Genomic DNA, 23,527 nt, shown 5'->3' on the forward strand with positions numbered 1-23,527 from the left:
GTGGGTTTTTCATAAAAGTGTCACAAAACTGACGCATAATGGCGCCGCAAACCCCCGTGACATGCCGTCACAATCGCAGGAGTAATAATGGCTAAGCGCATTTTGGTTGTGGAAGACGAAGCTCCCATCCGTGAAATGTTATGTTTCGTGCTGGAACAAAACGATTACCAGCCGATTGAGGCTGAGGACTATGACAGCGCGATTGGCAAGCTGATCGAACCCTGGCCCGATCTGATTCTGCTGGACTGGATGTTACCCGGCGGCAGCGGCATTCAGTTCATCAAACATTTAAAGCGTGAAGCCATGACGCGTGATATTCCGGTGATGATGCTGACGGCGCGCGGCGAAGAGGAAGATCGCGTGCGCGGGCTGGAAGTGGGCGCCGATGATTACATCACCAAGCCGTTCTCGCCCAAAGAGCTGATGGCGCGCATTAAAGCCGTGATGCGCCGCATCTCACCGATGGCGGTGGAAGAGGTGATTGAGATGCAGGGGCTGAGCCTCGATCCCTCCTCGCATCGCGTGATGTCCGAAACCACGCCGCTGGAAATGGGACCGACCGAATACAAACTGCTGCACTTCTTTATGACGCATCCGGAGCGCGTATACAGCCGCGAACAGCTGCTGAATCACGTATGGGGCACTAACGTGTATGTGGAAGACCGCACCGTGGATGTGCATATCCGTCGTTTACGTAAAGCACTGGAAGTTTCCGGCCACGATCGCATGGTACAAACCGTTCGCGGAACAGGGTATCGTTTCTCTGCCCGCTACTAAACGGAGTCTTTTACCGTGCTGGAACGACTCTCCTGGAAGAGATTACTGACCGAGCTGGCGCTGGTGTGTCTGCCTGCGCTGGTGCTGGGGCTGCTGGTTGGCTATCTGCCGTGGTGGCTGTTACTGGCCGTGTGCGGCGTGCTGTTCTGGCACTTCAAAAATCTGATGCGGCTGTCGCACTGGCTGTGGATTGATCGTTCAATGACGCCGCCCACCGGGCGCGGCAGCTGGGAACCGCTGTTTTACGGTCTGTATCAAATGCAGTTGCGCAATCGCCGCCGCCGGCGCGAGCTGGGCAATCTGATCAAACGCTTTCGCAGCGGGGCCGAGTCGCTGCCGGACGCGGTGGTGCTCACCACCGAAGAGGGCACCATTTTCTGGTGTAACGGTCTGGCCCAGCAGCATCTCGGGCTGCGCTGGCCGGAAGATAATGGACAGAATATCCTCAACCTGCTGCGCTACCCTGAATTCTCCCGCTATATCCGCCAGCGCGACTTCAACAAGCCGCTGACGCTGGTGCTGAATAATCAGCATCACATGGAGTTCCGCGTCATGCCTTACAGCGAAGGGCAGTGGCTGATGGTGGCGCGTGACGTCACCCAGATGCACCAGCTGGAAGGGGCGCGGCGTAACTTCTTCGCCAACGTCAGCCATGAACTGCGTACCCCGCTGACGGTGCTGCAGGGCTATCTGGAGATGATGGACGATGCCGGGATGAACGAGCGCACCCGCAGCAAGGCGCTCAATACCATGCAGGAGCAGACGCGACGCATGGACAGCCTGGTGAAGCAGCTGCTGACGCTGTCACGCATCGAAGCGGCCCCCGCCATTGATCTGAAAGAGACGGTGGATGTGCCGACCATGCTGCTGCTATTACAGCGCGAGGCGGAAACCCTCAGCCAGGGCCGGCACAGCATCCATTTCCACACCGATCCGCACCTGAAGGTGTTCGGCAATGATGAACAGCTGCGCAGCGCGATTTCCAATCTGGTGTATAACGCAGTGAACCACACGCCGGATGGCACGCGCATCGACATCAGCTGGTTGCGCACCAAACAGGGCGCCGAATTTAAGGTGTGCGACAACGGGCCCGGCATCAGCGAGGAGCATCTGCCGCGCCTGACCGAACGCTTCTACCGCGTGGATAAAGCGCGCTCGCGCGCCACCGGCGGCAGCGGGCTGGGGCTGGCCATTGTTAAGCACGCGCTCGGCCACCACACCACGCGGCTGGAGATCAGTAGCGTGCCGCATCAGGAAACCTGCTTCCGCTTCGTGCTGCCACCGCGCTTGATTGTGGCGAACGGAATCCGCGAGAATGTGGCGCAGTAAACGCCACCGGACTCTGTGATGAAATCGCTGCTGCTTTCTCTTTTATTACTGTGCCCGCTGCTGGCGACGGCTCAGCAAAGCATGCTGACCGGCAACCTGAGCAGCGTGGGCTCGGACACGCTGGGCTACCTGATGACGCTGTGGGGCGAAGATTTCAGCCGTCAGTCGCCGGGCGTTAATGTGCAGGTGCAGGCGGCGGGATCGTCGACGGCGCCGACCGCGCTGGCCGCCGGGGCCGCTCAGCTTGGTGCCATGAGCCGGCCGATGCAGGTGGATGAGCGTCAGCTGTTTATCGCGCGCTATGGTTATGCACCGCTGGCGGTGCCGGTGGCGATGGATGCGCTGGTGGTGGTGGTTAATCAGGACAATCCGCTGCCGTCCATCAGTCAGCCGCAGCTGGATGCGCTGTTCTCCGTGACCCGGCTGTGCGGCGCACAGCAGGTGCCGCAGCGCTGGGGCGATGTTGGCCTGCATACGGCGAACTGGGCAACGCGCAGTATTCAGCGCTTTGGCCGTAACTCCGCTTCCGGCACCTGGGGCTTTTTCAAGCAGCAGGCGCTGTGTCGCGGCGATTTCCGCGCTGACGTCGCGGAGTTTCCCGGCTCGGCGGCGGTGGTGCAGGCGGTCGCCAGCACGCCGAACAGCATCGGCTACGCCAGTTTTGGCTTTCACCTGAGCGGCGTGAAAACCCTGCCAATCGTCACCGCCAGCGGCGACAGCGTTATGCCGGATGCCGAATCGATCCGCAGCGGCCGCTATCCGTGGTCGCGCCCGCTGTATATCTACGTTAACAAGGCGCCCGGCAAACCGCTGCCGCCGCTGGTCGCCGCCTTTCTGCAGCAGGTGCTCTCTGCGCAGGGCCAGCGCCGCGTAACGGAGGCCGGCTACCTGCCGCTGTCCGACAGCCAGATCGCGCAGGCGCGCGCGGCGATTGCGCAAAACTAATTCTCGCTGACCGATCATGAATTTTTTTCACGTCCCCTGAATTTTCTTCTATTGCCGCCGGCAGGGCGGCATGTCACTCTTATGGACATATAGCCATCCAGATGGCCAAAAATAACCGTACGCAATTATACCCTGACGCAATTATGCGCCAGTGCAGGAGTGAATATGCAACGCAACACCGCCCCGTTCCGCGCCGATACCGTCGGCAGTTTTCTGCGTCCCACTGCCATTAAGCAGGCACGCGAGCAGTTCGCCAGTGGCACCCTCAGCGCCGACCAGCTGCGTCAGCTAGAAGACGATGCGATTCGCCAGGTGGTGGAGCAGCAGCGCGCCAGCGGTCTGCAGGTGGTGACCGACGGTGAATTCCGCCGCGCCTGGTGGCACTTTGATTTCTTAGGCCATCTGCACGGCGTCGAGCTGTTCGAGGCCGATCAGGGCATTCAGTTCAACGGCGTGCAGACCAAAGCGCACGGCGTGAAGGTCACCGGCAAAGTCGCTTTTAACCCGCAGCATCCGATGCTGGACCATTTCCGCTTCCTGCAAAGCGTGGCCGGCGATGCGGTGGCGAAAATGACCATTCCCAGCCCGAGCGTGCTGCACTTCCGCGGCGGCCGTAAAGTGATTGATGCCACGGTGTATCCGGATCTGGAGCAGTACTTCGCCGATCTGGCACAGACTTACAAAGAGGCGATCAAGGCGTTTTACGACGCTGGCTGCCGCTATCTGCAGCTGGATGACACCGTGTGGGCGTACCTGTGTTCAGGCGATCAGCAGCAGCAAATCCGCGAGCGCGGTGAAGATCCGCAACAGCTGGCGCACATTTATGCGCAGGTGCTGAATCGCGCGCTGGAAGATAAACCGGCGGATCTCACCGTCGGCCTGCACGTGTGTCGCGGTAACTTCCGCTCGACCTGGATCTCGGAAGGCGGCTACGAGCCGGTGGCGGAAATTCTGTTTGGCAGCGTGAACATCGACGCGTTTTTCCTCGAGTACGATAATGAGCGCTCCGGTGGCTTTGAGCCGCTGCGTTTCATCAAACCGGGTCATCAGCAGGTGGTATTAGGGCTGATTACCACCAAAACCGGCGAGCTGGAAGACGCTGCACAGGTGAAGGCGCGCCTGCAGGAAGCGGCGCAGTTTGTCAGCCTCGACCAGATTTGCCTCAGCCCGCAGTGCGGCTTTGCGTCAACGGAAGAGGGCAACAGCCTGACCGAAGCGCAGCAGTGGCAGAAGATTCGTCTGGTTGTCGACATCGCACAACAGGTGTGGTGATGCTGTAAAGTTGTGCAAACAGGCGCGTAAAGCGCGCCTTTTGTGCATCCCTGCGGCGGTTTCTGCAAGGAGATCGCCCGCTTTGCAGAAACTTTAAGCAAATCATCTCAGGTGTTTTCCGACTATTTCCTGCTTATCCACTGCATTCTGACGCTTTCCTGTTATATCCTTCTGGTTTTCCGATCCCGTATTGCCTTTCTTCGCTATAAACGTTTTAATTTGCGCCGTTGTCGATTCATCCCTCTGTGAACAGAAGAAAAGCAGTTTAAATCACCTGCGCTGTACCGATTCGGCCCGCATAACGCACTGGTCAGGCCAGTTAAGCCATTGTTTTCGCGCATTCAGGGGACAACACAAACCCAACTTCCACCGCAACATCAGCTACAGGCAGTACAGAAGTTTATGACACATCGTTTAACCTCCAGGGATATCCTGGCGCTGGGCTTCATGACCTTTGCCCTGTTCGTTGGCGCAGGAAACATCATTTTCCCGCCTATGGTCGGTATTCAGTCTGGTGAACATGTCTGGATTGCCGCCTTCGGCTTCCTGATCACCGCGGTTGGTTTACCGGTGATGACCGTGATCGCGCTGGCGCGCGTCGGCGGCGGTATTGACGCGCTCAGTTCACCGATTGGTAAAGCGGCCGGTCTGCTGCTCGCCACCGTGTGCTATCTCGCCGTCGGCCCGCTGTTTGCCACGCCGCGCACCGCGACCGTTTCATTTGAAGTCGGGATTGCGCCGCTGACCGGCGACGGCCCGCTGCCGCTGTTTATCTATAGCCTGGTGTACTTCGCACTGGTGATTGGCATTTCGCTCTATCCGGGCAAGCTGCTGGACACCGTCGGCCACTTCCTCGCGCCGCTGAAAATTGTCGCGCTGACCATTCTGGGCGTCGCGGCGCTGCTGTGGCCGGCTGGCGGCATTTCGCCGGCTACCGCCGACTACCAGCGTGCGGCCTTTTCCAGCGGTTTCGTGAACGGCTATCTGACCATGGATACGCTCGGCGCGCTGGTGTTCGGTATCGTCATCGTTAATGCGGCGCGTTCACGTGGCGTGGAAGACAGCAAACTGCTGACCCGCTATACCATGCTGGCCGGCGTGATCGCCGGTGTTGGCCTGACGCTGGTGTACCTCAGCCTGTTCAAGCTGGGCTCCGGCAGCGGCGCGATTGTCGATCAGAACGCCAACGGCGCCTCGATTCTGCATGCTTACGTGCAGCAGACCTTCGGCGGCATGGGCAGTGTCTTCCTCGCCGCGCTGATTTTCGTCGCCTGTATGGTTACGGCGGTGGGCCTGACCTGCGCCTGCGCAGAATTCTTTGCGCAATACCTGCCGTTGTCGTATAAAGCGCTGGTGTTTATTCTCGGCCTGTTCGCCATGCTGGTGTCGAACCTCGGTCTCAGCCACCTGATTCAGATTTCGATTCCGGTGCTGACGGCTATCTATCCGCCGTGCATCGTACTGGTGGTACTGAGCTTTACCCTGAGCTGGTGGAATCGCAGCACGCGCATCATTGCGCCAACCATGCTGATCAGCCTGCTGTTTGGTATCGTCGATGCCATCAAAACCACCAGCTTTAAAGATGCGCTGCCGCTGTTTAGCCAGCATCTGCCGCTGGCCGATCAGGGACTCTCCTGGCTGCCGCCGTCGCTGGCGATGCTGGTGATTGCTGCGGTAGTTGACCGGGTGAAAGGGCGTGAGCAGGTTGCCGTTCACCAGTAAGCGACATCGCTGTTAATTCCGACCACGGGCTTGCCCGTGGTTTTTTCATTTCCACAGGTACTGTTTGTTATGCAAGAAACCAATAAGCTCAAACGCGGACTGAGCACGCGCCACATCCGTTTTATGGCGCTGGGATCGGCGATCGGCACCGGGCTGTTTTACGGCTCGGCAGATGCCATCAAAATGGCAGGCCCCAGCGTACTGCTGGCCTACATCATCGGCGGCGCCGTGGCGTATATCATCATGCGCGCGCTGGGCGAGATGTCGGTTAACAATCCGCAGGCCAGCTCGTTTTCACGCTACGCGCAGGATTACCTCGGACCGCTGGCGGGCTATATCACCGGCTGGACGTACTGCTTTGAAATCCTGATTGTGGCGATCGCCGACGTCACGGCTTTTGGTATCTACATGGGCGTGTGGTTCCCGGAGGTGCCGCACTGGATTTGGGTGCTGTCGGTGGTGCTGATCATCGGTGCCATCAACCTGATGAGCGTGAAGGTGTTTGGCGAAGTGGAGTTCTGGTTCTCCTTCTTCAAAGTCGCCACCATCATCATCATGATCGTGGCCGGTTTCGGCATGATTTTCTGGGGCATCGGCAACGGCGGTCAGCCTACCGGCATCCATAATCTGTGGACCAACGGCGGCTTCTTTGCTCACGGTATCGTCGGCATGCTGCTGTCGCTGCAGATGGTGATGTTCGCCTACGGCGGCATTGAGATTATTGGTATCACCGCCGGCGAAGCCAAAGATCCGGCGAAATCGATCCCGCGCGCCATCAACTCCGTACCGCTGCGCATTCTGGTGTTCTATGTCGGCACGCTGTTTGTGATCATGTCGATCTATCCCTGGAACCAGGTCGGTACCGCAGGCAGCCCGTTCGTGCTGACTTTCCAGCACCTTGGCATCGCCGCCGCCGCCTCCATTCTGAACTTTGTGGTGCTGACTGCCTCGCTGTCGGCGATTAACAGCGATGTGTTTGGCGTCGGCCGCATGCTGCACGGTATGGCGCAGCAGGGACATGCGCCGAAGATGTTTATGAAGGTGTCGAATCGCGGCATTCCGTGGGTCACGGTGCTGGTGATGATGCTTGCCATGCTGGTGGCGGTGTACCTCAACTATCTGATGCCGGAAAAAGTGTTCCTGGTGATTGCCTCGCTGGCGACGTTTGCCACCGTGTGGGTGTGGATTATGATTCTGCTGTCGCAGATCGCGTTCCGCCATAAAATCGGCAAAGAGCAGGCCGGTAAGCTGCAGTTTGCTCTGCCGGGCGGCAGCGCTACGGCGTGGGTGGGGGTGCTGTTCCTTGCCTTTATCATCGCGCTGATTGGCTACTTCCCGGATACGCGTATCTCGCTGTACGTCGGGTTTGCGTGGATTGTTCTGCTGCTGCTGGCGTGGCCGCTGGCGAAGAAACGTAAAGCGTAAGTAACTTTACAGCGGGCGAAGCGAGACTTCGCCCGCTGTGCATTACCAGTTTTTCCCCAGCGCCATCTCTCCGCCGTACGGATTCAGGTGATTATTGTCGTACCAGAGCGGCATGCCCTGATGAGTGACCAGACAACCCTGCGCATTACACAACGTCTCCTGCAGTGACAACACGCGCACGCCGCGCTGCTGATAGTCCTTTAACAGATTTGCCACCGATGCGTTTGGCATCTGCAACTGCTGCGTGCGTTCCGCCGCCAGCGCCGCGCCATCCTGCGCGCTGAGCCAGCTATTCAGGCTGCGGCGCAGCGGCATATTGCGGTTATGGCTGTAGCGCAGCGGATCGAGCGTGATGGTCGGCACATCGTCTATGAGGGTGATCTTTTTCCCCGCCGCCAGCAGCTGCGCCACCACGGTATCCAGCCCGCTTTTCAGCGCCTGCAGATTGTCCTGCGCCGGATCGCGGAGACTGCGGAATCCGCTGTCCGGCTGCGCACTGAGGCCCGCCGCCCAGAACGCGCTGATCACCACTTCGTCTATTTTATCGCTCAGGATGATCGGCAGAACCCGCTGATTAAAATCGAGGCACTGCTGTGCATGCTGCGGTTTTTGCGGCATCGCGCGCGTGGCGTCAAGCAGGAAAGGGCAGGAGGCTTTGGTCAGCTGAAACAGCGGTTTCTGCTGCCGCCGGGCGTAATCGGCGACGTTGGCCGCCAGCGCGGCGGCATGGCTGTCGCCAATCAGCGCTATCGCCGGTGTGTCACTCTGCGGCTGGCACTGCGCATCGCGGGCGGGCCGCGTGGCGCCGTAATCCAGCAGGCAGGGATCGCGCTGGGCGGCGACTTTCCATTCGTCGCCGAGCATCACCGCTTCACTGACGCGCGATTTCAGGCCACCGCTCTGCCACAGCAGCACCATGGCACCGGCTGCCAGCAGCGACGAAGCGCAGTAGCCGGGGATCAGCCAGCGCGTACCGCTGCGCGCCCGACGGAATGGCTGTTCGACGAAGCGCCAGGAGAGCCAGGCGATGACCAGCGCCACGGCACAGATGCTCAACGCCTGCCAGATGCTGAGCGGCCGATCGCTGCAGATGCGCGCCAGACTGAGCAGCGGCCAGTGCCACAGATACCACGAGTAGGAAATTTTGCCGATGAAGCGCATCGGCGCGTTCTCCAGCAGCCGCTGATTGAGCGGGCTGCGTGCACCGATCATCAGACAGGCCGCCAGCACCGGTAGCAGCGCCAGCCAGCCAGGGAAGCGATCGCTATGGCTGAGTAACAGCGTGGCACCGATGATCAGCAGCCAGCCAGCAAGATGACAGAGGCTGGCCAGCCAGCCGGTGACGGGGCGGGGTTGCCACAGCGCCAGCAGCACGCCGGCACCCAGCTCCCAGGCGCGGGTTGGCAGCAGATAAAACGCCTGAGTGCTGGAGAGGGGCGTTAACCACAGGCAGCCGGCCAGCGACAGCAGGCTGAGCAGTAGCACCACGCCGGTCATTGTGCGCCGCAGCCGCACGGCCAGCAGCAGAACAAACGGCAGCACGATATAGAACTGCTCCTCAATGCCCAGCGACCAGGTCATCAGCAGCGGATTGAGATCGGCATCCGCACTGAAATAGTCGCCACTCTTCAGTAACAGCATATTGGGCACCGAGAGAAACACCGCCATGCTGTATTTTGCCAGCTGGCTTAATTCCAGCGGTGATAACAGCAGATAACCGAGCAGCAGCAATACCATCAGCATAAAAAACAGTGCGGGCGCAATACGCCGGATGCGGCGTAAATAAAACTGATAAAATGAGAAGGTGCCGGCGGTAATTTCTTTACTGATAATACCGCCAATTAAAAAGCCGGAAATAACAAAAAATATATCGACGCCAATAAAGCCGCCCGGCACGGCGCTGACGCCGCAGTGAAACAGCACAACCAATATAATGGCGACAGCGCGCAGACCATCGATATCCGGACGATAGCGCAGCGAGACAGGTACAGACATAACAGGATCCCAGTTATTCAATGTTAATTTGCGATTTTATTACTGCGGGTAAAAATAGCTCGGCGCATCCTGTCGCCGAAAAATGTAAAAAGAGAAAGGTATTACTAAGGGATGATTGACCCGTGCAGCATATCGCAGTTTTTCAGCGCTAACGCTTTTAAGGGAAAAAAAAGAAAAGTCTCAGATAACCGTGCCTGCCAGCTTGCAGTTTATTGCTGTAATTTCGCTGCAGGAATAAGCCGGCGTAATCTGTCTGGCTTAACCCGGCGGCTGGCATCAGGGATAGTCCACGGGGATTACCGCACGCTGATCAATGGTGGTGCGCCAGTGCTCAAGCGTCGATTGATAAGGACACAGCGTGCCCACTGCCGTCTGGCGACAGTTTTGCTGATGCCACTCCTGGCGCAGCAGCGGGTGCTGCCGATCGATCGGCGTTAGCTGGCGCAGCGCATCCAGACTTTGCGCCTGAAAATAGACGCGCAACAGCAGCGTCTGCGTCTGGTTATCGCGCCAGCGCTCAAACACCAGGCTGCTGCCGGGCGGAATATTACCGCGCGCGTAGCCGGGCAGTTGCCAGCTGAAGCCGATCAGCGTGCGCAGCATGGCGATATTGGTGTCGTGTGCCACCAGCAGCAGCCAGCGGGTGGAGGGCGTCGCTGCATCGTCCTGCAGGTTGCGCACCACCGCGTCCAGCAGAATCGACGCACGCTTTTGCGCGATATACGGCACATCATTACTCAGATCGTAATTGGCGGTCAGCAGCGGCAGCAGGACGCTAATCTGCTGCGCCCGGGTGATGTTGCCCCACGCCAGCTGGCTGAACGGCAGATTTTCGCTCCAGCCGAGCCGTAAGGTTTCGGCCATGCTGGCCAGCACGCTGAGACCCTGCACGTAGGTATGGCCGCTTTTACTCTGCTTCAGCTGCCAGGGGCGATCGAAGAACGGGCAATCTGCCGCGCATACCGCCTGCCTGAGCTGCTGCACGGCGGGCTGTAAACGCTGCTGCAGTGCGGCGAGATCGCCGGCGCGCGCCGCGACCGCTGCCCGCTCCGTGGCAGCATCGGTTTGGCCGAACGGCAGTTTTTCGCTCTGAAACAGCGGATCGACCGTCCCCGCGACGTGATGAACTGCCACATCGCAGCCAGGAAAGGCGCCCTGCAGCAGTGCCTGCGCCGTGGCGCGGGTGCGCTGCAGCGGACTGGCGCGCACGTAGATTTGCCCGGCATCGGGACAGCCGGCACGCAGCAGGCCGAGCTGGCGATAGTGTTCACCCTGCCAGCGACCTTTATTCACGACCGCTGCATAACCGTGTGCGGTGAGTTCGCCGTCGGCGCTGCGCCAGCGCGGCCAGGCGCGCTGGGTGGCGGCTTCGATTTCCGTACGATTACCTGCGGTGGGAGGACGCACGCCGTGACGGCTGATCTCTACCACTTTTTCCAGCTGGTAGCGCGGCTGCGCCTGCGCGGTGAGCGCCAGCAAAGCCAGCAGCGCGCTCAGCAGCAGACGTGTCATAGCGTTGGCTGTGCCGGCAGTAGCGCTTTGAGCTGCGGATAGAGCACCGCGTTGGCCAGCAGCACCGGATTACCCTGTTGCAGGCCATGGTGGCTGAGATAATCGTTGGTGACGCCGCCCGCTTCGCGCATCAGCACAATGCCGGGCAGGCCATCCCACGGATTCATATGCGCTTCGTAATAGCCAATCAGCCGGCCGGCCGCCGCCCAGGCGCTCATCAGCGCACCGGAACCATTGCGGATAAACATGCCGCCCTGCGCCAGCAGCTGGCTGATAAAGGTGGTCAGCGGTTCAATCGGCTGGCTGTTCGAGCTGCTGAGGCCCAGCAGCCCCTGATCGAGCCGCTGCGCGCTGTGTGCCTGAATGCGCTTGTCATTCACCCAGGCACCTTTGCCGCGGCAGGCGTGGAAGGTTTCCTGATGATTAGGATCGCTGACTACGCCAATCACCGGCTGATTGTCACAGACAATCGCCAGCGAGACGCACCAGTTGTGCAGGCCGTTAAGAAAGCTGCTGGTGCCGTCAATCGGATCGATGACCCAGATAAAGCGCGCGCCGCTGACGTCACCGCCGCTCTCTTCACCCAGCACCGCATCGTCAGGAAAACGCTCATGAATCAGGTGTTTTACCAGCAGCTCAACGTTGCGATCCGCCTCGCTGACCACATCCTGCAAATCCTTCTTGTGCTCCACCACCAGCTGATGGCGCTGCTGATACCACGCCAGCGCGCGGCTGGCGGCGGTTTTCGCCACCTCACAGGCATAGTGATAACGGGCATCTAATTCGGTTAGCGTAGCTGATGACATTTTTCCCTCTTATCATTCACTGGCAATCGACGTGGCGAACCACGCCGGATAAAGCGCCATGGCTGTGTGACTGGCTTAACAAAAGTTAAGCAAGGCTTCATTAAGCCGCAGATGGCTGCGGCTGGCAAGGGGAGGCAATGCGGGGCAGCGGCAAATTGTGCTTCACAGCTGCCGGGCGCGCGCGGCGGCCATCAGGCGTGGATAGAACTGGAAAAACAGCGGTTCGAGCTGGGTGTAGTGGTCGACAAAATCCTGATAGGAGTCGCGCAGCGCCGCCAGCCGTGGCCGGCGATGCGCCATGCCGCTTAGCACGCGCGCCAGCCGCGCCGGGTCAGCATAGTGTTCAAACCAGCGTTCGCGCCACATTACCGCGTTGAGCTCGATAAAATCGGTCGGCGTGCCGGGCAGTTGCGGCACAATGTCGCGCTCGGCAGCGGCGCTAAAAGCAGACAGCGACTGCGCCGGATGCAGCTGATCCCAGTGGCGCGCCAGGAAGTGGTCCCAGATCACGTCGAGGGTGATGGGCGCGACGCGACGCGTTTCGGCGCGGAACAGCTGCCGCGCGCTGCGCACTTCCGGCAGGTTATCGGTCAGCACATCAATACGCCGGTGCAGGGCAATACCGGCCACCACCGGCTGCGGCCACTGCGCCTCAACGTTGCCGCGCACAAAATCGGCTAGCAGATTACCCAGCAGTGAGCTGTCGGCCAGGGTTGCAAGGTGAAGGTGAGCAAGAAAGTTCATGGCGCATTATAGGCAGAATCACACCGGCGCAGCCAGTTGTTCAGAATTGCCCACTTTTCCGCTAAACTATGCCGCCTGTTTTTTGAGTCCTGAAGAAGTGATGCATGCGTGTAGCCGATTTTGCCTTTGAATTACCGGAATCTTTGATCGCCCACTATCCGCAGGCGCAGCGCAGCGGATGTCGTCTGCTGTCGCTGGATGGCCCGAGCGGGGCGCTGAACCATGGCGTGTTTACTGATGTGCTGGATAAGCTCAATCCGGGCGATCTGCTGGTGTTCAATAATACCCGGGTGATTCCGGCGCGCGTCTATGGCCGTAAAGCCAGCGGCGGCAAAATTGAGATGCTGGTTGAGCGCATGCTGGATGACAAACGCGTGCTGGCGCACGTGCGCGCCTCCAAAGCGCCGAAGCCGGGTGCCGAATTACTGCTGGGCGACGACGAAAGCGTCAAAGCCACCATGGTGGCGCGCCACGATGCGCTGTTCGAAATCGAGTTTGCGGACGATCGCGCGGTGCTGGATATCCTGAACAGCGTCGGCCATATGCCGCTGCCGCCTTACATCGATCGTCCGGATGAGGAAGCTGACCGCGAGCTGTACCAGACGGTCTACAGCGCGCGCCCCGGCGCGGTGGCAGCGCCGACCGCCGGTCTGCACTTCGATGAGCCACTGCTGGCGGCGCTGAAGGCGAAAGGCGTGGAGATGGCGTTTGTGACGCTGCACGTCGGCGCTGGCACCTTCCAGCCGGTGCGCGTAGAGAACATCAACGATCACATCATGCACTCTGAATATGCCGAAGTGCCGCAGGACGTGGTGGACGCGGTGCTGGCGTGCAAAGCGCGCGGTAACAAAGTGGTGGCGGTGGGCACCACCTCGGTGCGATCGCTGGAGAGCGCAGCGCAGGCCTGCCAGGATGGGCTGATCGCGCCGTTTTTCGATGACACGCAGATCTTTATCTATCCGGGCTATCACTACCAGGTGATTGATGCGCTGATCACCAACTTCCACCTGCCGGAATCGACGCTGATTATGCTGGTCTCGGCGTTTGCCGGTTATCAACACACCATGGCGGCTTATCAGAGCGCGGTGGCGGAGCAGTACCGTTTCTTTAGCTACGGGGATGCGATGTACATCACCCGTAATCCACAGGCTCCCGACGAAATTGTTGGTGGCTGAGTAATCAGACTGTTTCTCTGATTATCGAAAGAGGTCAATGTGAAATTTGAATTAGATACCACCGACGGGCGCGCGCGCCGTGGCCGTCTGGTCTTTGATCGCGGCGTCGTGGAAACCCCGGCGTTTATGCCGGTCGGCACCTACGGCACCGTCAAAGGCATGACGCCGGAAGAAGTGAAAGAGACCGGCGCGCAGATCCTGCTGGGCAACACTTTTCACCTGTGGCTACGCCCGGGGCAGGAGATCATGAAACTGCACGGCGACCTGCACGATTTCATGCACTGGCAGGGACCGATCCTGACCGACTCCGGCGGCTTCCAGGTGTTCAGCCTCGGCGATATCCGTAAGATCACTGAAGCCGGCGTGCATTTCCGCAACCCGATCAACGGCGACCCGATTTTCCTCGACCCGGAAAAATCGATGGAGATTCAGTACGATCTCGGCTCCGATATCGTGATGATTTTCGACGAATGTACGCCGTATCCGGCGGACTGGGATTACGCTAAACGCTCGATGGAGATGTCACTGCGCTGGGCGCAGCGCAGCCGCGACCGCTTTGACGCGCTCGGTAACAAAAATGCGCTGTTTGGCATTATTCAGGGCGGGGTTTACGAAGATTTACGTGATGTCTCGGTTAAAGGTCTGGTAGAGATTGGCTTTGATGGGTACGCTGTGGGCGGCCTGGCGGTGGGTGAACCGAAAGAGGACATGCACCGCATCCTGGAACACGTCTGTCCGCAAATTCCGCAAGACAAACCGCGTTATTTGATGGGCGTCGGCAAACCGGAAGATCTGGTGGAAGGCGTTCGCCGCGGTATCGATATGTTTGACTGCGTTATGCCAACGCGTAACGCGCGCAATGGCCATCTGTTCGTCACCGATGGCGTGGTGAAAATCCGCAATGCGAAATACAAAGATGACACCGCGCCGCTGGATGCGGAGTGTGATTGTTACACCTGTCGCAATTACACGCGTGCCTACTTGCATCATCTTGATCGCTGTAACGAAATACTGGGCGCACGTCTGAACACCATCCACAATCTGCGCTATTACCAGCGTCTGATGGCGGGTTTACGCCAGGCCATCGAAGAGGGTAAATTAGAGCACTTTGTTAGCGAGTTCTACCAACGGACGGGCAAAGCGGTTCCACCGTTAAACGTCTGATAATTCTATCAATGAGGGAAATTTAATGAGCTTTTTCATTTCTGACGCCGTGGCCGCAGCTGGCGCTCCGTCTCAGGGAAGTCCGTATTCTCTGGTGATCATGCTGGTGGTTTTTGGTCTGATTTTCTACTTCATGATCCTGCGTCCACAGCAGAAGCGCGCCAAAGATCACAAAAAGCTGATGGATTCCATCTCCAAAGGTGATGAAGTGCTGACCAACGGTGGCCTGGTGGGCCGCGTAACGAAAGTGGCTGAAACCGGCTACATCGCTATCGCCCTGAACGACACCACTGAAGTAGTGATTAAACGTGATTTCGTGGCCGCCGTTCTGCCGAAAGGTACAATGAAGGCGCTGTAATTTATTCTTCCCGAAGGGAACTGCCGTGTTAAACCGTTATCCTTTGTGGAAGTACATCATGCTGGTCGTCGTGATTCTCGTCGGCCTGCTGTATGCGCTTCCTAACCTTTATGGTGAGGATCCGGCCGTTCAGATCACTGGTGCGCGCGGTGGCGCCGCCAGTGAGCAAACGTTGGATCAGATCCAGACCGTATTAAAACAAGACAATATCCAGAGCAAATCCCTCGCGCTGGAAAATGGTGCCATTCTGGCCCGTTTCGCTAACACGGATATTCAGCTACGCGCGCGTGAAGCCATCACCAATGCGCTGGGCGAAGATTTCGTCGTGGCGCTCAACCTGGCCCCTGCCACACCGCGCTGGCTGACCATGCTGGCCGCTGAACCGATGAAACTCGGCCTCGATCTGCGCGGCGGCGTGCACTTCCTGATGGAAGTCGACATGGATACTGCCCTCGGCAAGCTGCAGGAGCAGAATGCTGATGGCCTGCGCAGCGATCTGCGCGAAAAAAATATCCCTTACACCAACGTTAGCAAAATCGCTAACTACGGCACCGAAATACGCTTCCGCGACGGCGCCAGCCGTGATGCGGCCATCAGCTATCTGACGCCGCGCCATCGCGACCTGGTGATCACCAGCGCTGGCAGCGACACGCTGCGTGCGGTGATGGCCGATGCGCGTCTGAGTGAAGCGCGCGAATATGCGGTGCAGCAGAACATTAACATCCTGCGTAACCGTGTGAACCAGCTGGGTGTAGCTGAGCCGCTGGTACAGCGTCAGGGCGCTGACCGCATCGTGGTTGAGCTGCCGGGTATCCAGGATACCGCGCGTGCTAAAGAGATTCTGGGTGCTACCGCAACGCTGGAGTTCCGCCTGGTCAACACCTCGGTGGATCCGAGCGCAGCCGCCAGCGGCCGCGTGCCGGGTGACTCGGAAGTGAAAAAGACGCGTGAAGGTCAGCCGGTGGTGCTGTACAAGCGCGTGATTCTCACCGGTGACCACATCACCGACTCGACGTCCAGCATGGATGAGTACAACCAGCCGCAGGTAAATATCTCGCTTGATGGCGCCGGCGGTAACATCATGTCCAACTTCACCAAGGACAACATCGGCAAGCCGATGGCGACCCTGTTTGTGGAGTACAAGGACAGCGGTAAGAAAGATGCGAACGGTCGTGCGATTCTGGTGAAGCAGGAAGAAGTGATTAACGTGGCGAACATTCAGTCGCGCCTCGGCAACAGCTTCCGTATTACAGGTATCAGCAACCCGAACGAAGCGCGTCAGCTGTCGCTGCTGCTGCGTGCCGGTGCGCTGATTGCGCCAATCCAGATTGTGGAAGAGCGGACCATCGGTCCAACCATGGGCCAGCAGAACATCACGCAGGGTCTCGAAGCCTGTCTGTGGGGTCTGATTGCCTCCATCATCTTTATGGTGGTGTTCTACAAGAAGTTTGGTCTGATTGCGACCAGCGCACTGTTGTGCAACCTGGTGCTGATTGTCGGCATCATGTCATTGTTACCGGGCGCCACGCTCACCATGCCGGGCATTGCCGGTATCGTGCTGACGCTGGCGGTGGCGGTGGATGCTAACGTGTTGATTAACGAACGTATTAAAGAAGAACTGCGTAACGGACGCTCGGTACAGCAGGCGATTCATGAAGGCTATAAAGGCGCCTTCTCCAGTATCGTCGACGCCAACGTCACCACGCTGATTAAAGTTATCATTCTTTATGCGGTCGGTACCGGCTCGATCAAAGGGTTTGCGATTACCACGGCTATCGGTATCGCGACTTCCATGTTCACCGCTATCGTCGGCACCCGTGCCATCGTTAACCTGGTGTACGGCGGCAAACGCATCAATAAGCTGTCTATCTGAGGAGTGCGTTGTGGCACAGGAATATAGTATTGAACAGCTGAACCATGGGCGTAAAGTCGTCGACTTTATGCGCTGGGACACGCTGGCCTTTATCATCTCCGGCCTGCTGATTGTGGCGTCCATCGCCATTATCGGTGTGCGCGGCTTTAACTGGGGGCTCGATTTCACCGGCGGGACGGTGATTGAGATCAACCTCGAGAAGCCGGCGGATCTGGATGCGCTGCGTGACGGGCTGGTGAAGGCAGGCTTTGAGGAGCCGCTGGTACAGAACTTTGGCAGCAGCCGTGATGTGATGGTGCGTATGCCACCGACCACCGGCAATGCAGGCCAGGAGCTGGGCAATAAAGTGGTTGCCTCGATCAACCAGACGACGCAGCAAAACGCGACCGTGAAGCGAATTGAGTTCGTGGGCCCGAGCGTGGGCAGCGATCTGGCGCAGGCCGGGGCGATGGCGCTGCTGTCGGCGCTGATTGCGATTCTGATCTACATCGGCTTTCGCTTTGAGTGGCGTCTGGCGCTGGGCACCGTGCTGGCGCTGGCGCACGACGTGATCATCACCTGCGGCATTCTGTCGCTGTTCCACATTGAGATCGATCTGACGATTGTGGCGTCGCTGATGTCGGTGATTGGTTACTCGCTCAACGATAAGATCGTGGTTTCCGACCGTATTCGTGAGAACTTCCGCAAAATCCGTCGCGGTTCTTCTTACGATATCACTAACGTGTCGCTGACCCAGACGCTGAGCCGTACGTTGATCACCTCGATCACCACGCTGGCGATGATCCTGATCCTGTTCATCTTTGGTGGCGCGCTGCTGAAAGGCTTCTCGCTGACCATGCTGATCGGTGTCACCATCGGTACCATTTCGTCGATCTACGTGTCGTCCGCGCTGGCGCTGAAGCTGGGCATGAAGCGTGAACACATGCTGGTGCAGAAAGTAGAGAAAGAGGGCGCCGATCAGCCTTCGATTCTGCCGTAATTGTGCCGGAGAAATGAAACGGGCTGCCTGAGTGCAGCCCGTTTTTTTTATGCCTGACGCCAGAATTACTGGCCTGCAACGACCGTGCTGGCGTCCGTCACCGCCTGCACATCATGCACACGCACGTAGCCGAGCTGACCCGGTGCCAGCCCGCTGAGGCGCAGCGGTACGCTGACCGAACTGCGCGGCATCAGACTGGCGGGCACGGTAATGGTCTGGCTCAGGCTGTCGGCGTTCAGCGGCTTGCCGCTGGCGGGATCGATTTCGCCCCATACCACGCGGGCGCTGAGTGCCGGCACCGGCTTATCATCGGTTGCACGGATATTCAGGTTAGCGCGGCTGCCGCTGGCTTCCCCCTCAACGTGCGACAGCGACAGGCGCAGTTTACCCAGCTGCGTCTGCAGCTCTACCGGCGTATTCGCCTGCGGGAGTAACCATGCGCCCTGCGTCGACTGGCTGTTGAGCTGCCCCTGAATCTCCAGCGCGCTGGCCTGACTGGTCAGTTTGCGCATCTGCTGGTTGAGCTGGCTCACTTCCTGATGCAGCGCTTTGACCTGAGGTGAAGCGGGGGTGGAGCTGCAACCACTGAGCACCAGCGCAGCAAGCGCTGCCGGCACCCAAATCATCCTGAACGTCATGCAATGTCCTTCCGGTTATTTAGGGATACGTAAAACCTGGCCGGGATAGATCTTATCAGGATGCGTCAGCATTGGCTTGTTCGCTTCAAAGATCTTGTTGTATTCGTTCGGCGTGCCGTACACCTGCTTCGAGATAGCGCTCAGGGTATCGCCTTTTTTCACCGTGTAGAATTCGGCCTGCGTGGCGCTGTCACTGGTGGTGACGTTATCTTCCACTTTGGTGATGCCGGCCACGTTACCCGCCGCCACCAGAATCTTCTCTTTCAACTCCTGCGAGATACCGTCACCGCTGACCTTCACGGTATCGCCCTGGACATCGACTTTCACTTTATCGCTGTCGGGCAGGCCGAGTTGATTAATGTGCTCCTGCAGCTTTTTGCTCTGGTCATCGCCGCCTGACACCGCATCCCACAGTTTTTCACCCGCTTCTTTGACGAAATTGAATAAACCCATACATCCTCCTGTCATTAAGCCGGATTGGCTCTCTAAGCTTAGTAACTTTTCACGGTTTGCTGTAACCGTCAGGCGTCGCTGTGAGCCAGGTGGCGATTCTGCGCCCTGTATTTTGTTGCAACCGGGAACGCGCTACACTATCTGCCCCCAATTCTCGCGACAGGAAACGTCATGCATTGCCCATTCTGCTCCGCTGTGGACACCAAAGTGATTGATTCACGTCTGGTTAGTGAAGGCTCCTCAGTGCGCCGCCGCCGCCAGTGCCTGGTGTGCCATGAGCGTTTTACCACCTTTGAAGTGGCCGAGCTGGTAATGCCGCGCGTGGTGAAAAGCAACGACGTGCGCGAACCCTTTAACGAAGATAAGCTGGCCAGCGGCATGATGAAGGCGCTGGAGAAGCGTCCGGTGAGCGCGGATGCCGTCGACAATGCGGTCAATCACATAAAAACCCAGCTGCGCGCCACCGGCGAACGTGAAATTCCCAGCAAGCTGATTGGTAACCTGGTGATGGAAGAGCTGAAGAAGCTGGATAAAGTTGCTTATATTCGCTTCGCATCGGTGTACCGCAGTTTTGAAGATATTCGTGATTTTGGCGAAGAGATCGCCCGCTTACAGGATTAATTCATGACCGATGCGCACTACATGGCGCGCGCGCTGGAACTGGCGCGGCGCGGACAATATACCACCACCCCGAATCCTAACGTCGGCTGCGTTATCGTGCGCGACGGCGAGATCGTGGGCGAAGGCTGGCATCAGCGCGCCGGTGAACCGCACGCGGAAGTGCACGCGCTGCGCATGGCGGGTGACCACGCACGCGGTGCTACCGCATATGTCACGCTGGAACCCTGCAGCCATCACGGTCGGACGCCGCCGTGCTGCGATGCGCTGATTGCCGCCGGCGTCAGCCGGGTGGTCGCGGCGATGCAGGATCCTAATCCGCAGGTGGCCGGGCGCGGCTTGTATCGTTTACAGCAGGCCGGCATCGACGTGAGTCACGGCCTGATGATGAACGAAGCGGAAGCGCTTAATCGCGGTTTTCTCAAACGCATGCGTACCGGTTTTCCGTGGATTCAGCTCAAACTGGGCGCCTCGCTGGATGGCCGTACCGCCATGGCCAGCGGCGAAAGCCAGTGGATCACTTCCGCAGCGGCAAGGCGCGATGTGCAACGTTTACGTGCCCGCAGTTCAGCTATCCTTACCACCAGCGCCACCGTGCTGGCGGACAATCCGTCGCTGACGGTGCGCTGGGATGAACTGAGCGAGACCGTGCGCCAGCAGCTGGATGAGAGCCAGCTGCGTCAGCCGGTGCGGGTGGTGATCGACAGTCAGCAGCGCGTGACGCCACAGCATCGTTTGATCGCTCAGCCCGGCGAAACCTGGCTGATGCGCACGGAGGCTAATGCACAAAGCTGGCCGCCGGGCGTGAGTCAGATTGAGGTGCCGCCGCGCGGTGAGCAGCTCGATCTGGTGGCGATGATGATGCTGCTCGGTCAGCGTCAGATCAACAGCGTGTGGGTCGAGGCCGGTGCCGGTCTGGCCGGTGCGCTGCTGCAGGCCGGCCTGGTGGATGAACTGATCGTTTATCTGGCGCCGAAACTGCTGGGTAACGCCGCGCGCGGCCTGTGTGCGCTGCCGGGACTGGAAACGCTGGCCGATGCGCCAGCGCTGAATTTTAGCGATGTGCGTCAGGTTGGCGACGATTTACGGCTGACCCTGACACCACGCTGAGCATGCACGGAAAAGCCTGAGCGCGTTGCCGAAGAGTATGATAGAATCCGCCCCCTTCTGCGGGGCCATAAAACAAACACCCAAAGGATATGTATGAAAGTTATCGAAGCTGCTGTTGCCACGCCTGATGCCAAGATTGCCATCGTAATCGCGCGTTTTAACAATTTCATCAATGACAGCCTGCTGGACGGTGCAGTTGACGCGCTGAAGCGTATTGGCCAGGTCAAAGCGGAAAACATCACCGTGGTCTGGGTACCGGGCGCTTACGAGCTGCCGCTGGCGGCACGCGCCCTGGCGAAAACCGGCAAGCACGACGCGATCGTTGCACTGGGCACGGTGATCCGTGGCGGTACCGCACACTTCGAATACGTGGCGGGTGAAGCCAGCTCTGGCATCGCTCACGTAGCGATGAACAGCGAAATTCCGGTGACCTTCGGCGTCCTGACCACCGAAAACATCGAGCAGGCGATTGAACGCGCCGGCACCAAAGCGGGTAACAAAGGCGCCGAAGCGGCCCTGACCGCACTTGAAATGATTAACGTATTGAAAGCCATCAAAGCCTGATTTTTGTAAGGGGAATTTTGTGAAACCTGCTGCTCGTCGTCGCGCCCGTGAGTGCGCTGTCCAGGCGCTTTACTCCTGGCAGTTGTCTAACAACGACATTGCCGATGTGGAATACCAGTTTCTGGCGGAACAAGACGTCAAAGACGTCGATATTAGCTATTTCCGCGAACTGCTGGCCGGTGTGGCGACCAACAGCGCGTTCCTGGACGGCCTGATGAAGCCTTACCTGTCGCGCCAGCTGGAAGAGCTGGGCCAGGTAGAAAAAGCCATCCTGCGCATTTCGCTCTATGAACTGAGCAAGCGTGACGATGTGCCGTACAAAGTGGCGATCAACGAAGGTATCGAACTGGCCAAAGTGTTTGGTGCTGAAGACAGCCACAAATTTGTTAACGGCGTGCTGGATAAAGCCGCTCCGCAAATTCGACCGAACAAAAAATAAGTGAAAAAGGCCGGCTCACCGGCCTTTTTTCATTGAGACCTGACTTATGTCCTGTGGTGAATTCGAACTGATCGCACGTTATTTTAACCGCGTCACCAGCTCCCGCCGCGATGTGGAGAAGGGAATTGGTGACGACTGCGCGTTACTTAACGTGCCGGAAAAACAGACGCTGGCCATCAGCACCGATACGCTGGTGGCGGGCGTGCATTTCTTACGTGATATCCATCCGGCCGATCTCGGCTACAAAGCGCTGGCGGTTAACCTGAGCGACCTGGCGGCGATGGGCGCCGATCCGGCATGGTTAACGCTGGCGTTGACGTTGCCTGAGGTAGATGAACCCTGGCTGGCCGCGTTCAGCGACAGCCTGTTTGAGCTGCTGGATTATTACGATATGCAGCTGATCGGCGGCGATACCACGCGCGGGCCGCTCAGCCTGACGCTGGGCATTCATGGCCTGGTGCCGGCCGGCCGTGCGCTGAAGCGCGCCGGGGCCAAACCGGGTGACTGGATTTTTGTCACCGGCACGCTGGGCGACAGCGCTGCTGGGCTGTCGCTGCTGCAGCACCATCATCGCCTGAACGATCCGGCGGTGCATGAAGTGCTGATCAAGCGCCATCTGCGCCCGATGCCGCGCGTGCTGCAGGGCCAGGCGCTGCGCAATCTGGCGACATCAGCCATCGATCTGTCCGATGGTCTGATCTCCGATCTCGGCCACATTCTCACCACCAGCCGCGTCGGTGCCCGCATCAATCTGGATGCGCTGCCGCTGTCGGCCGCGTTGCGCGATCACTTTGAGCCGGAGCAGGTGCTGCGCTGGGCGCTGAGCGGGGGGGAAGATTATGAGCTGTGCTTTACCGTGCCGGAAGTCAATCGTGGTGCACTGGATGTGGCGCTGGGGCATCTTGGCGTGGCGTATACCTGCATCGGCCAGATCGCGCCGGAAGCAGAAGGGCTGACGCTGCTGGAGAACGGCAAGCCGCGCAGTTTCCATCACAAGGGATTTGATCACTTTGACGCTAAATAAAGATGTGGCTAAAAGCCGTCTGCGCATGGCCAATCCGTGGCACCTGCTGGCGACCGGTTTTGGCAGCGGCCTGAGCCCGATTATGCCCGGCACCGCCGGTTCGATTGCCGCCATTCCCTTCTGGTGGCTGATGACGCTGCTGCCGCTGCAGCTGTATTCGCTGCTGGTACTGATTGGCATCAGCGTGGGTGTCTACCTGTGTCACCGCACCGCGCGTGATATGGGCGTGCACGACCATGGCAGCATCGTGTGGGATGAGTTCATCGGCATGTGGATTACGCTGATGGCGATACCGGCGATGAGCTGGCAATGGGTGCTGGCCGGCTTTGTGATTTTCCGTATTTTCGACATGTGGAAGCCGTGGCCGATTCGCTGGTTCGACCGTAACGTGCACGGCGGCATGGGCATTATGGTCGATGACATTATCGCCGGGGTCATTTCAGCGGCGATTTTGTATGGGCTGGGGCTGGTGCTTTAATGCGCCAGGTGCGCATGAAGGTACAAACCGAGCACATGGGTAACACTTTAGACCGGGCACATGGGTAACAGTTATAAACGGCATAGCAGAGGAGACTCACTATGCCCTGGACTGAGACTGTTACCAT

At 58.8% G+C, this 23,527-nt stretch carries 23 protein-coding genes; 17 read left to right on the forward strand and 6 right to left on the reverse strand.

From position 1 onward, the window contains the following. Positions 1-87 precede the first annotated feature (87 nt). From phoB to proY, 6 genes are all read left to right on the forward strand, one after another. A complete protein-coding gene (gene phoB, locus CBW22_RS05775) occupies positions 88-777 on the forward strand; it encodes a phosphate response regulator transcription factor PhoB (protein ID WP_021507143.1) in 690 nt (229 codons plus the stop codon). 15 nt (positions 778-792) lie between these two features. Beyond that, positions 793-2,106: a phosphate regulon sensor histidine kinase PhoR gene (phoR, locus tag CBW22_RS05780; protein WP_058757977.1), complete on the forward strand. Its 1,314-nt coding sequence runs from the start codon at positions 793-795 to the stop codon at positions 2,104-2,106. An 18-nt stretch (positions 2,107-2,124) separates the two neighbouring features. Next, positions 2,125-3,051 carry a PstS family phosphate ABC transporter substrate-binding protein gene (locus CBW22_RS05785; RefSeq protein WP_058781206.1) on the forward strand — a complete coding sequence of 309 codons (927 nt, stop codon included), beginning with the start codon at positions 2,125-2,127 and terminating at the stop codon, positions 3,049-3,051. Between the two features lie 165 nt (positions 3,052-3,216). Beyond that, complete coding sequence (locus CBW22_RS05790) at positions 3,217-4,323, forward strand: cobalamin-independent methionine synthase II family protein (RefSeq protein ID WP_088516225.1); 1,107 nt, start codon at positions 3,217-3,219, stop codon at positions 4,321-4,323. A gap of 402 nt (positions 4,324-4,725) precedes the next feature. Further along, the gene (brnQ, locus tag CBW22_RS05795) at positions 4,726-6,045 is read left to right on the forward strand and encodes a branched-chain amino acid transport system II carrier protein (RefSeq protein ID WP_088516226.1); all 1,320 of its coding nucleotides are present in this window, start codon (positions 4,726-4,728) and stop codon (positions 6,043-6,045) included. Positions 6,046-6,114: 69 nt separating this feature from the next. Further along, positions 6,115-7,470, forward strand: coding sequence for a proline-specific permease ProY (proY, locus tag CBW22_RS05800; RefSeq protein WP_058775216.1), 1,356 nt, complete (start codon positions 6,115-6,117; stop codon positions 7,468-7,470). Between the two features lie 42 nt (positions 7,471-7,512). On the opposite strand, the gene CBW22_RS05805 is transcribed toward proY, so the two are convergent. The 4 genes from CBW22_RS05805 to CBW22_RS05820 all read right to left on the reverse strand — a co-directional run bounded on the left by CBW22_RS05805 (position 7,513) and on the right by CBW22_RS05820 (position 12,527). Then, positions 7,513-9,465, reverse strand: a complete 1,953-nt coding sequence (locus CBW22_RS05805; protein ID WP_088516227.1) for an acyltransferase family protein — start codon at positions 9,463-9,465, stop codon at positions 7,513-7,515. Positions 9,466-9,741: 276 nt separating this feature from the next. Beyond that, positions 9,742-10,977 carry a histidine-type phosphatase gene (locus CBW22_RS05810; RefSeq protein WP_088516228.1) on the reverse strand — a complete coding sequence of 412 codons (1,236 nt, stop codon included), beginning with the start codon at positions 10,975-10,977 and terminating at the stop codon, positions 9,742-9,744. Further along, positions 10,974-11,783, reverse strand: a complete 810-nt coding sequence (locus CBW22_RS05815; protein ID WP_058757972.1) for an inositol monophosphatase family protein — start codon at positions 11,781-11,783, stop codon at positions 10,974-10,976. The genes CBW22_RS05810 and CBW22_RS05815 overlap by 4 nt, the downstream gene beginning before the upstream one ends. A gap of 162 nt (positions 11,784-11,945) precedes the next feature. Next, positions 11,946-12,527, reverse strand: a complete 582-nt coding sequence (locus CBW22_RS05820) for an ACP phosphodiesterase (RefSeq protein ID WP_058769377.1) — start codon at positions 12,525-12,527, stop codon at positions 11,946-11,948. Between the two features lie 104 nt (positions 12,528-12,631). Between CBW22_RS05820 and queA the strand changes: the two genes are divergently transcribed. Genes queA through secF form a run of 5 tightly spaced genes read left to right on the forward strand, consistent with a single transcriptional unit; the run spans position 12,632 to position 18,076 of the window. Beyond that, a complete protein-coding gene (gene queA, locus CBW22_RS05825) occupies positions 12,632-13,702 on the forward strand; it encodes a tRNA preQ1(34) S-adenosylmethionine ribosyltransferase-isomerase QueA (protein ID WP_058769378.1) in 1,071 nt (356 codons plus the stop codon). A 39-nt stretch (positions 13,703-13,741) separates the two neighbouring features. Beyond that, entirely contained in the window at positions 13,742-14,866 is a 1,125-nt protein-coding gene (gene tgt / locus CBW22_RS05830) for a tRNA guanosine(34) transglycosylase Tgt (protein ID WP_021507154.1), read from the forward strand. A 25-nt stretch (positions 14,867-14,891) separates the two neighbouring features. Next, positions 14,892-15,224 carry a preprotein translocase subunit YajC gene (gene yajC, locus CBW22_RS05835; RefSeq protein WP_021507155.1) on the forward strand — a complete coding sequence of 111 codons (333 nt, stop codon included), beginning with the start codon at positions 14,892-14,894 and terminating at the stop codon, positions 15,222-15,224. Between the two features lie 25 nt (positions 15,225-15,249). After that, positions 15,250-17,097 carry a protein translocase subunit SecD gene (gene secD / locus CBW22_RS05840; RefSeq protein WP_088516229.1) on the forward strand — a complete coding sequence of 616 codons (1,848 nt, stop codon included), beginning with the start codon at positions 15,250-15,252 and terminating at the stop codon, positions 17,095-17,097. A 10-nt stretch (positions 17,098-17,107) separates the two neighbouring features. After that, positions 17,108-18,076 (forward strand): protein translocase subunit SecF, encoded by a 969-nt coding sequence (gene secF, locus CBW22_RS05845; protein ID WP_058769379.1) that lies wholly within the window; start codon positions 17,108-17,110, stop codon positions 18,074-18,076. Positions 18,077-18,141: 65 nt separating this feature from the next. Here the strand turns inward: secF and CBW22_RS05850 are convergent, their stop codons facing one another. Both CBW22_RS05850 and lysM read right to left on the reverse strand, forming a co-directional pair. Beyond that, a complete protein-coding gene (locus CBW22_RS05850) occupies positions 18,142-18,714 on the reverse strand; it encodes a DUF3251 domain-containing protein (RefSeq protein ID WP_088516230.1) in 573 nt (190 codons plus the stop codon). Between the two features lie 15 nt (positions 18,715-18,729). Next, the gene (gene lysM, locus CBW22_RS05855; protein ID WP_021507159.1) at positions 18,730-19,167 is read right to left on the reverse strand and encodes a peptidoglycan-binding protein LysM; all 438 of its coding nucleotides are present in this window, start codon (positions 19,165-19,167) and stop codon (positions 18,730-18,732) included. Positions 19,168-19,338: 171 nt separating this feature from the next. Between lysM and nrdR the strand changes: the two genes are divergently transcribed. The 6 genes from nrdR (at position 19,339) to pgpA (ending at position 23,400) form a co-directional block, all read left to right on the forward strand. Continuing rightward, positions 19,339-19,788: a transcriptional regulator NrdR gene (gene nrdR / locus CBW22_RS05860; RefSeq protein ID WP_031279647.1), complete on the forward strand. Its 450-nt coding sequence runs from the start codon at positions 19,339-19,341 to the stop codon at positions 19,786-19,788. Between the two features lie 3 nt (positions 19,789-19,791). Further along, positions 19,792-20,895, forward strand: coding sequence for a bifunctional diaminohydroxyphosphoribosylaminopyrimidine deaminase/5-amino-6-(5-phosphoribosylamino)uracil reductase RibD (gene ribD / locus CBW22_RS05865; protein ID WP_088516231.1), 1,104 nt, complete (start codon positions 19,792-19,794; stop codon positions 20,893-20,895). A gap of 93 nt (positions 20,896-20,988) precedes the next feature. Then, on the forward strand, positions 20,989-21,459 hold the full coding sequence (gene ribH, locus CBW22_RS05870) for a 6,7-dimethyl-8-ribityllumazine synthase (RefSeq protein ID WP_058769383.1): 471 nt from the start codon (positions 20,989-20,991) through the stop codon (positions 21,457-21,459). A 19-nt stretch (positions 21,460-21,478) separates the two neighbouring features. After that, a complete protein-coding gene (gene nusB, locus CBW22_RS05875; RefSeq protein ID WP_031279648.1) occupies positions 21,479-21,898 on the forward strand; it encodes a transcription antitermination factor NusB in 420 nt (139 codons plus the stop codon). 46 nt (positions 21,899-21,944) lie between these two features. Continuing rightward, on the forward strand, positions 21,945-22,922 hold the full coding sequence (thiL, locus tag CBW22_RS05880) for a thiamine-phosphate kinase (protein ID WP_088516232.1): 978 nt from the start codon (positions 21,945-21,947) through the stop codon (positions 22,920-22,922). Further along, positions 22,909-23,400 (forward strand): phosphatidylglycerophosphatase A, encoded by a 492-nt coding sequence (gene pgpA, locus CBW22_RS05885; RefSeq protein WP_021507165.1) that lies wholly within the window; start codon positions 22,909-22,911, stop codon positions 23,398-23,400. The genes thiL and pgpA overlap by 14 nt, the downstream gene beginning before the upstream one ends. Positions 23,401-23,527: the final 127 nt, after the last annotated feature.

Source organism: Pantoea sp. VS1, from assembly GCF_002207995.1.
Classification (GTDB): Bacteria; Pseudomonadota; Gammaproteobacteria; order Enterobacterales; family Enterobacteriaceae; genus Pantoea; species Pantoea dispersa.

What these genes read in the sequence shown, in the direction of transcription:
- phoB (WP_021507143.1), top strand. Translation starts at nt 88, where the DNA reads ATGGCTAAGCGCATTTTGGTTGTGGAAGACGAAGCTCCCATCCGTGAA.
- CBW22_RS05785 (WP_058781206.1), top strand. Translation starts at nt 2,125, where the DNA reads ATGAAATCGCTGCTGCTTTCTCTTTTATTACTGTGCCCGCTGCTGGCG.
- CBW22_RS05790 (WP_088516225.1), top strand. Translation starts at nt 3,217, where the DNA reads ATGCAACGCAACACCGCCCCGTTCCGCGCCGATACCGTCGGCAGTTTT.
- brnQ (WP_088516226.1), top strand. Translation starts at nt 4,726, where the DNA reads ATGACACATCGTTTAACCTCCAGGGATATCCTGGCGCTGGGCTTCATG.
- proY (WP_058775216.1), top strand. Translation starts at nt 6,115, where the DNA reads ATGCAAGAAACCAATAAGCTCAAACGCGGACTGAGCACGCGCCACATC.
- CBW22_RS05805 (WP_088516227.1), bottom strand. Translation starts at nt 9,465, where the DNA reads ATGTCTGTACCTGTCTCGCTGCGCTATCGTCCGGATATCGATGGTCTG.
- CBW22_RS05810 (WP_088516228.1), bottom strand. Translation starts at nt 10,977, where the DNA reads ATGACACGTCTGCTGCTGAGCGCGCTGCTGGCTTTGCTGGCGCTCACC.
- CBW22_RS05815 (WP_058757972.1), bottom strand. Translation starts at nt 11,783, where the DNA reads ATGTCATCAGCTACGCTAACCGAATTAGATGCCCGTTATCACTATGCC.
- CBW22_RS05820 (WP_058769377.1), bottom strand. Translation starts at nt 12,527, where the DNA reads ATGAACTTTCTTGCTCACCTTCACCTTGCAACCCTGGCCGACAGCTCA.
- queA (WP_058769378.1), top strand. Translation starts at nt 12,632, where the DNA reads ATGCGTGTAGCCGATTTTGCCTTTGAATTACCGGAATCTTTGATCGCC.
- yajC (WP_021507155.1), top strand. Translation starts at nt 14,892, where the DNA reads ATGAGCTTTTTCATTTCTGACGCCGTGGCCGCAGCTGGCGCTCCGTCT.
- CBW22_RS05850 (WP_088516230.1), bottom strand. Translation starts at nt 18,714, where the DNA reads ATGACGTTCAGGATGATTTGGGTGCCGGCAGCGCTTGCTGCGCTGGTG.
- lysM (WP_021507159.1), bottom strand. Translation starts at nt 19,167, where the DNA reads ATGGGTTTATTCAATTTCGTCAAAGAAGCGGGTGAAAAACTGTGGGAT.
- nrdR (WP_031279647.1), top strand. Translation starts at nt 19,339, where the DNA reads ATGCATTGCCCATTCTGCTCCGCTGTGGACACCAAAGTGATTGATTCA.
- ribD (WP_088516231.1), top strand. Translation starts at nt 19,792, where the DNA reads ATGACCGATGCGCACTACATGGCGCGCGCGCTGGAACTGGCGCGGCGC.
- ribH (WP_058769383.1), top strand. Translation starts at nt 20,989, where the DNA reads ATGAAAGTTATCGAAGCTGCTGTTGCCACGCCTGATGCCAAGATTGCC.
- thiL (WP_088516232.1), top strand. Translation starts at nt 21,945, where the DNA reads ATGTCCTGTGGTGAATTCGAACTGATCGCACGTTATTTTAACCGCGTC.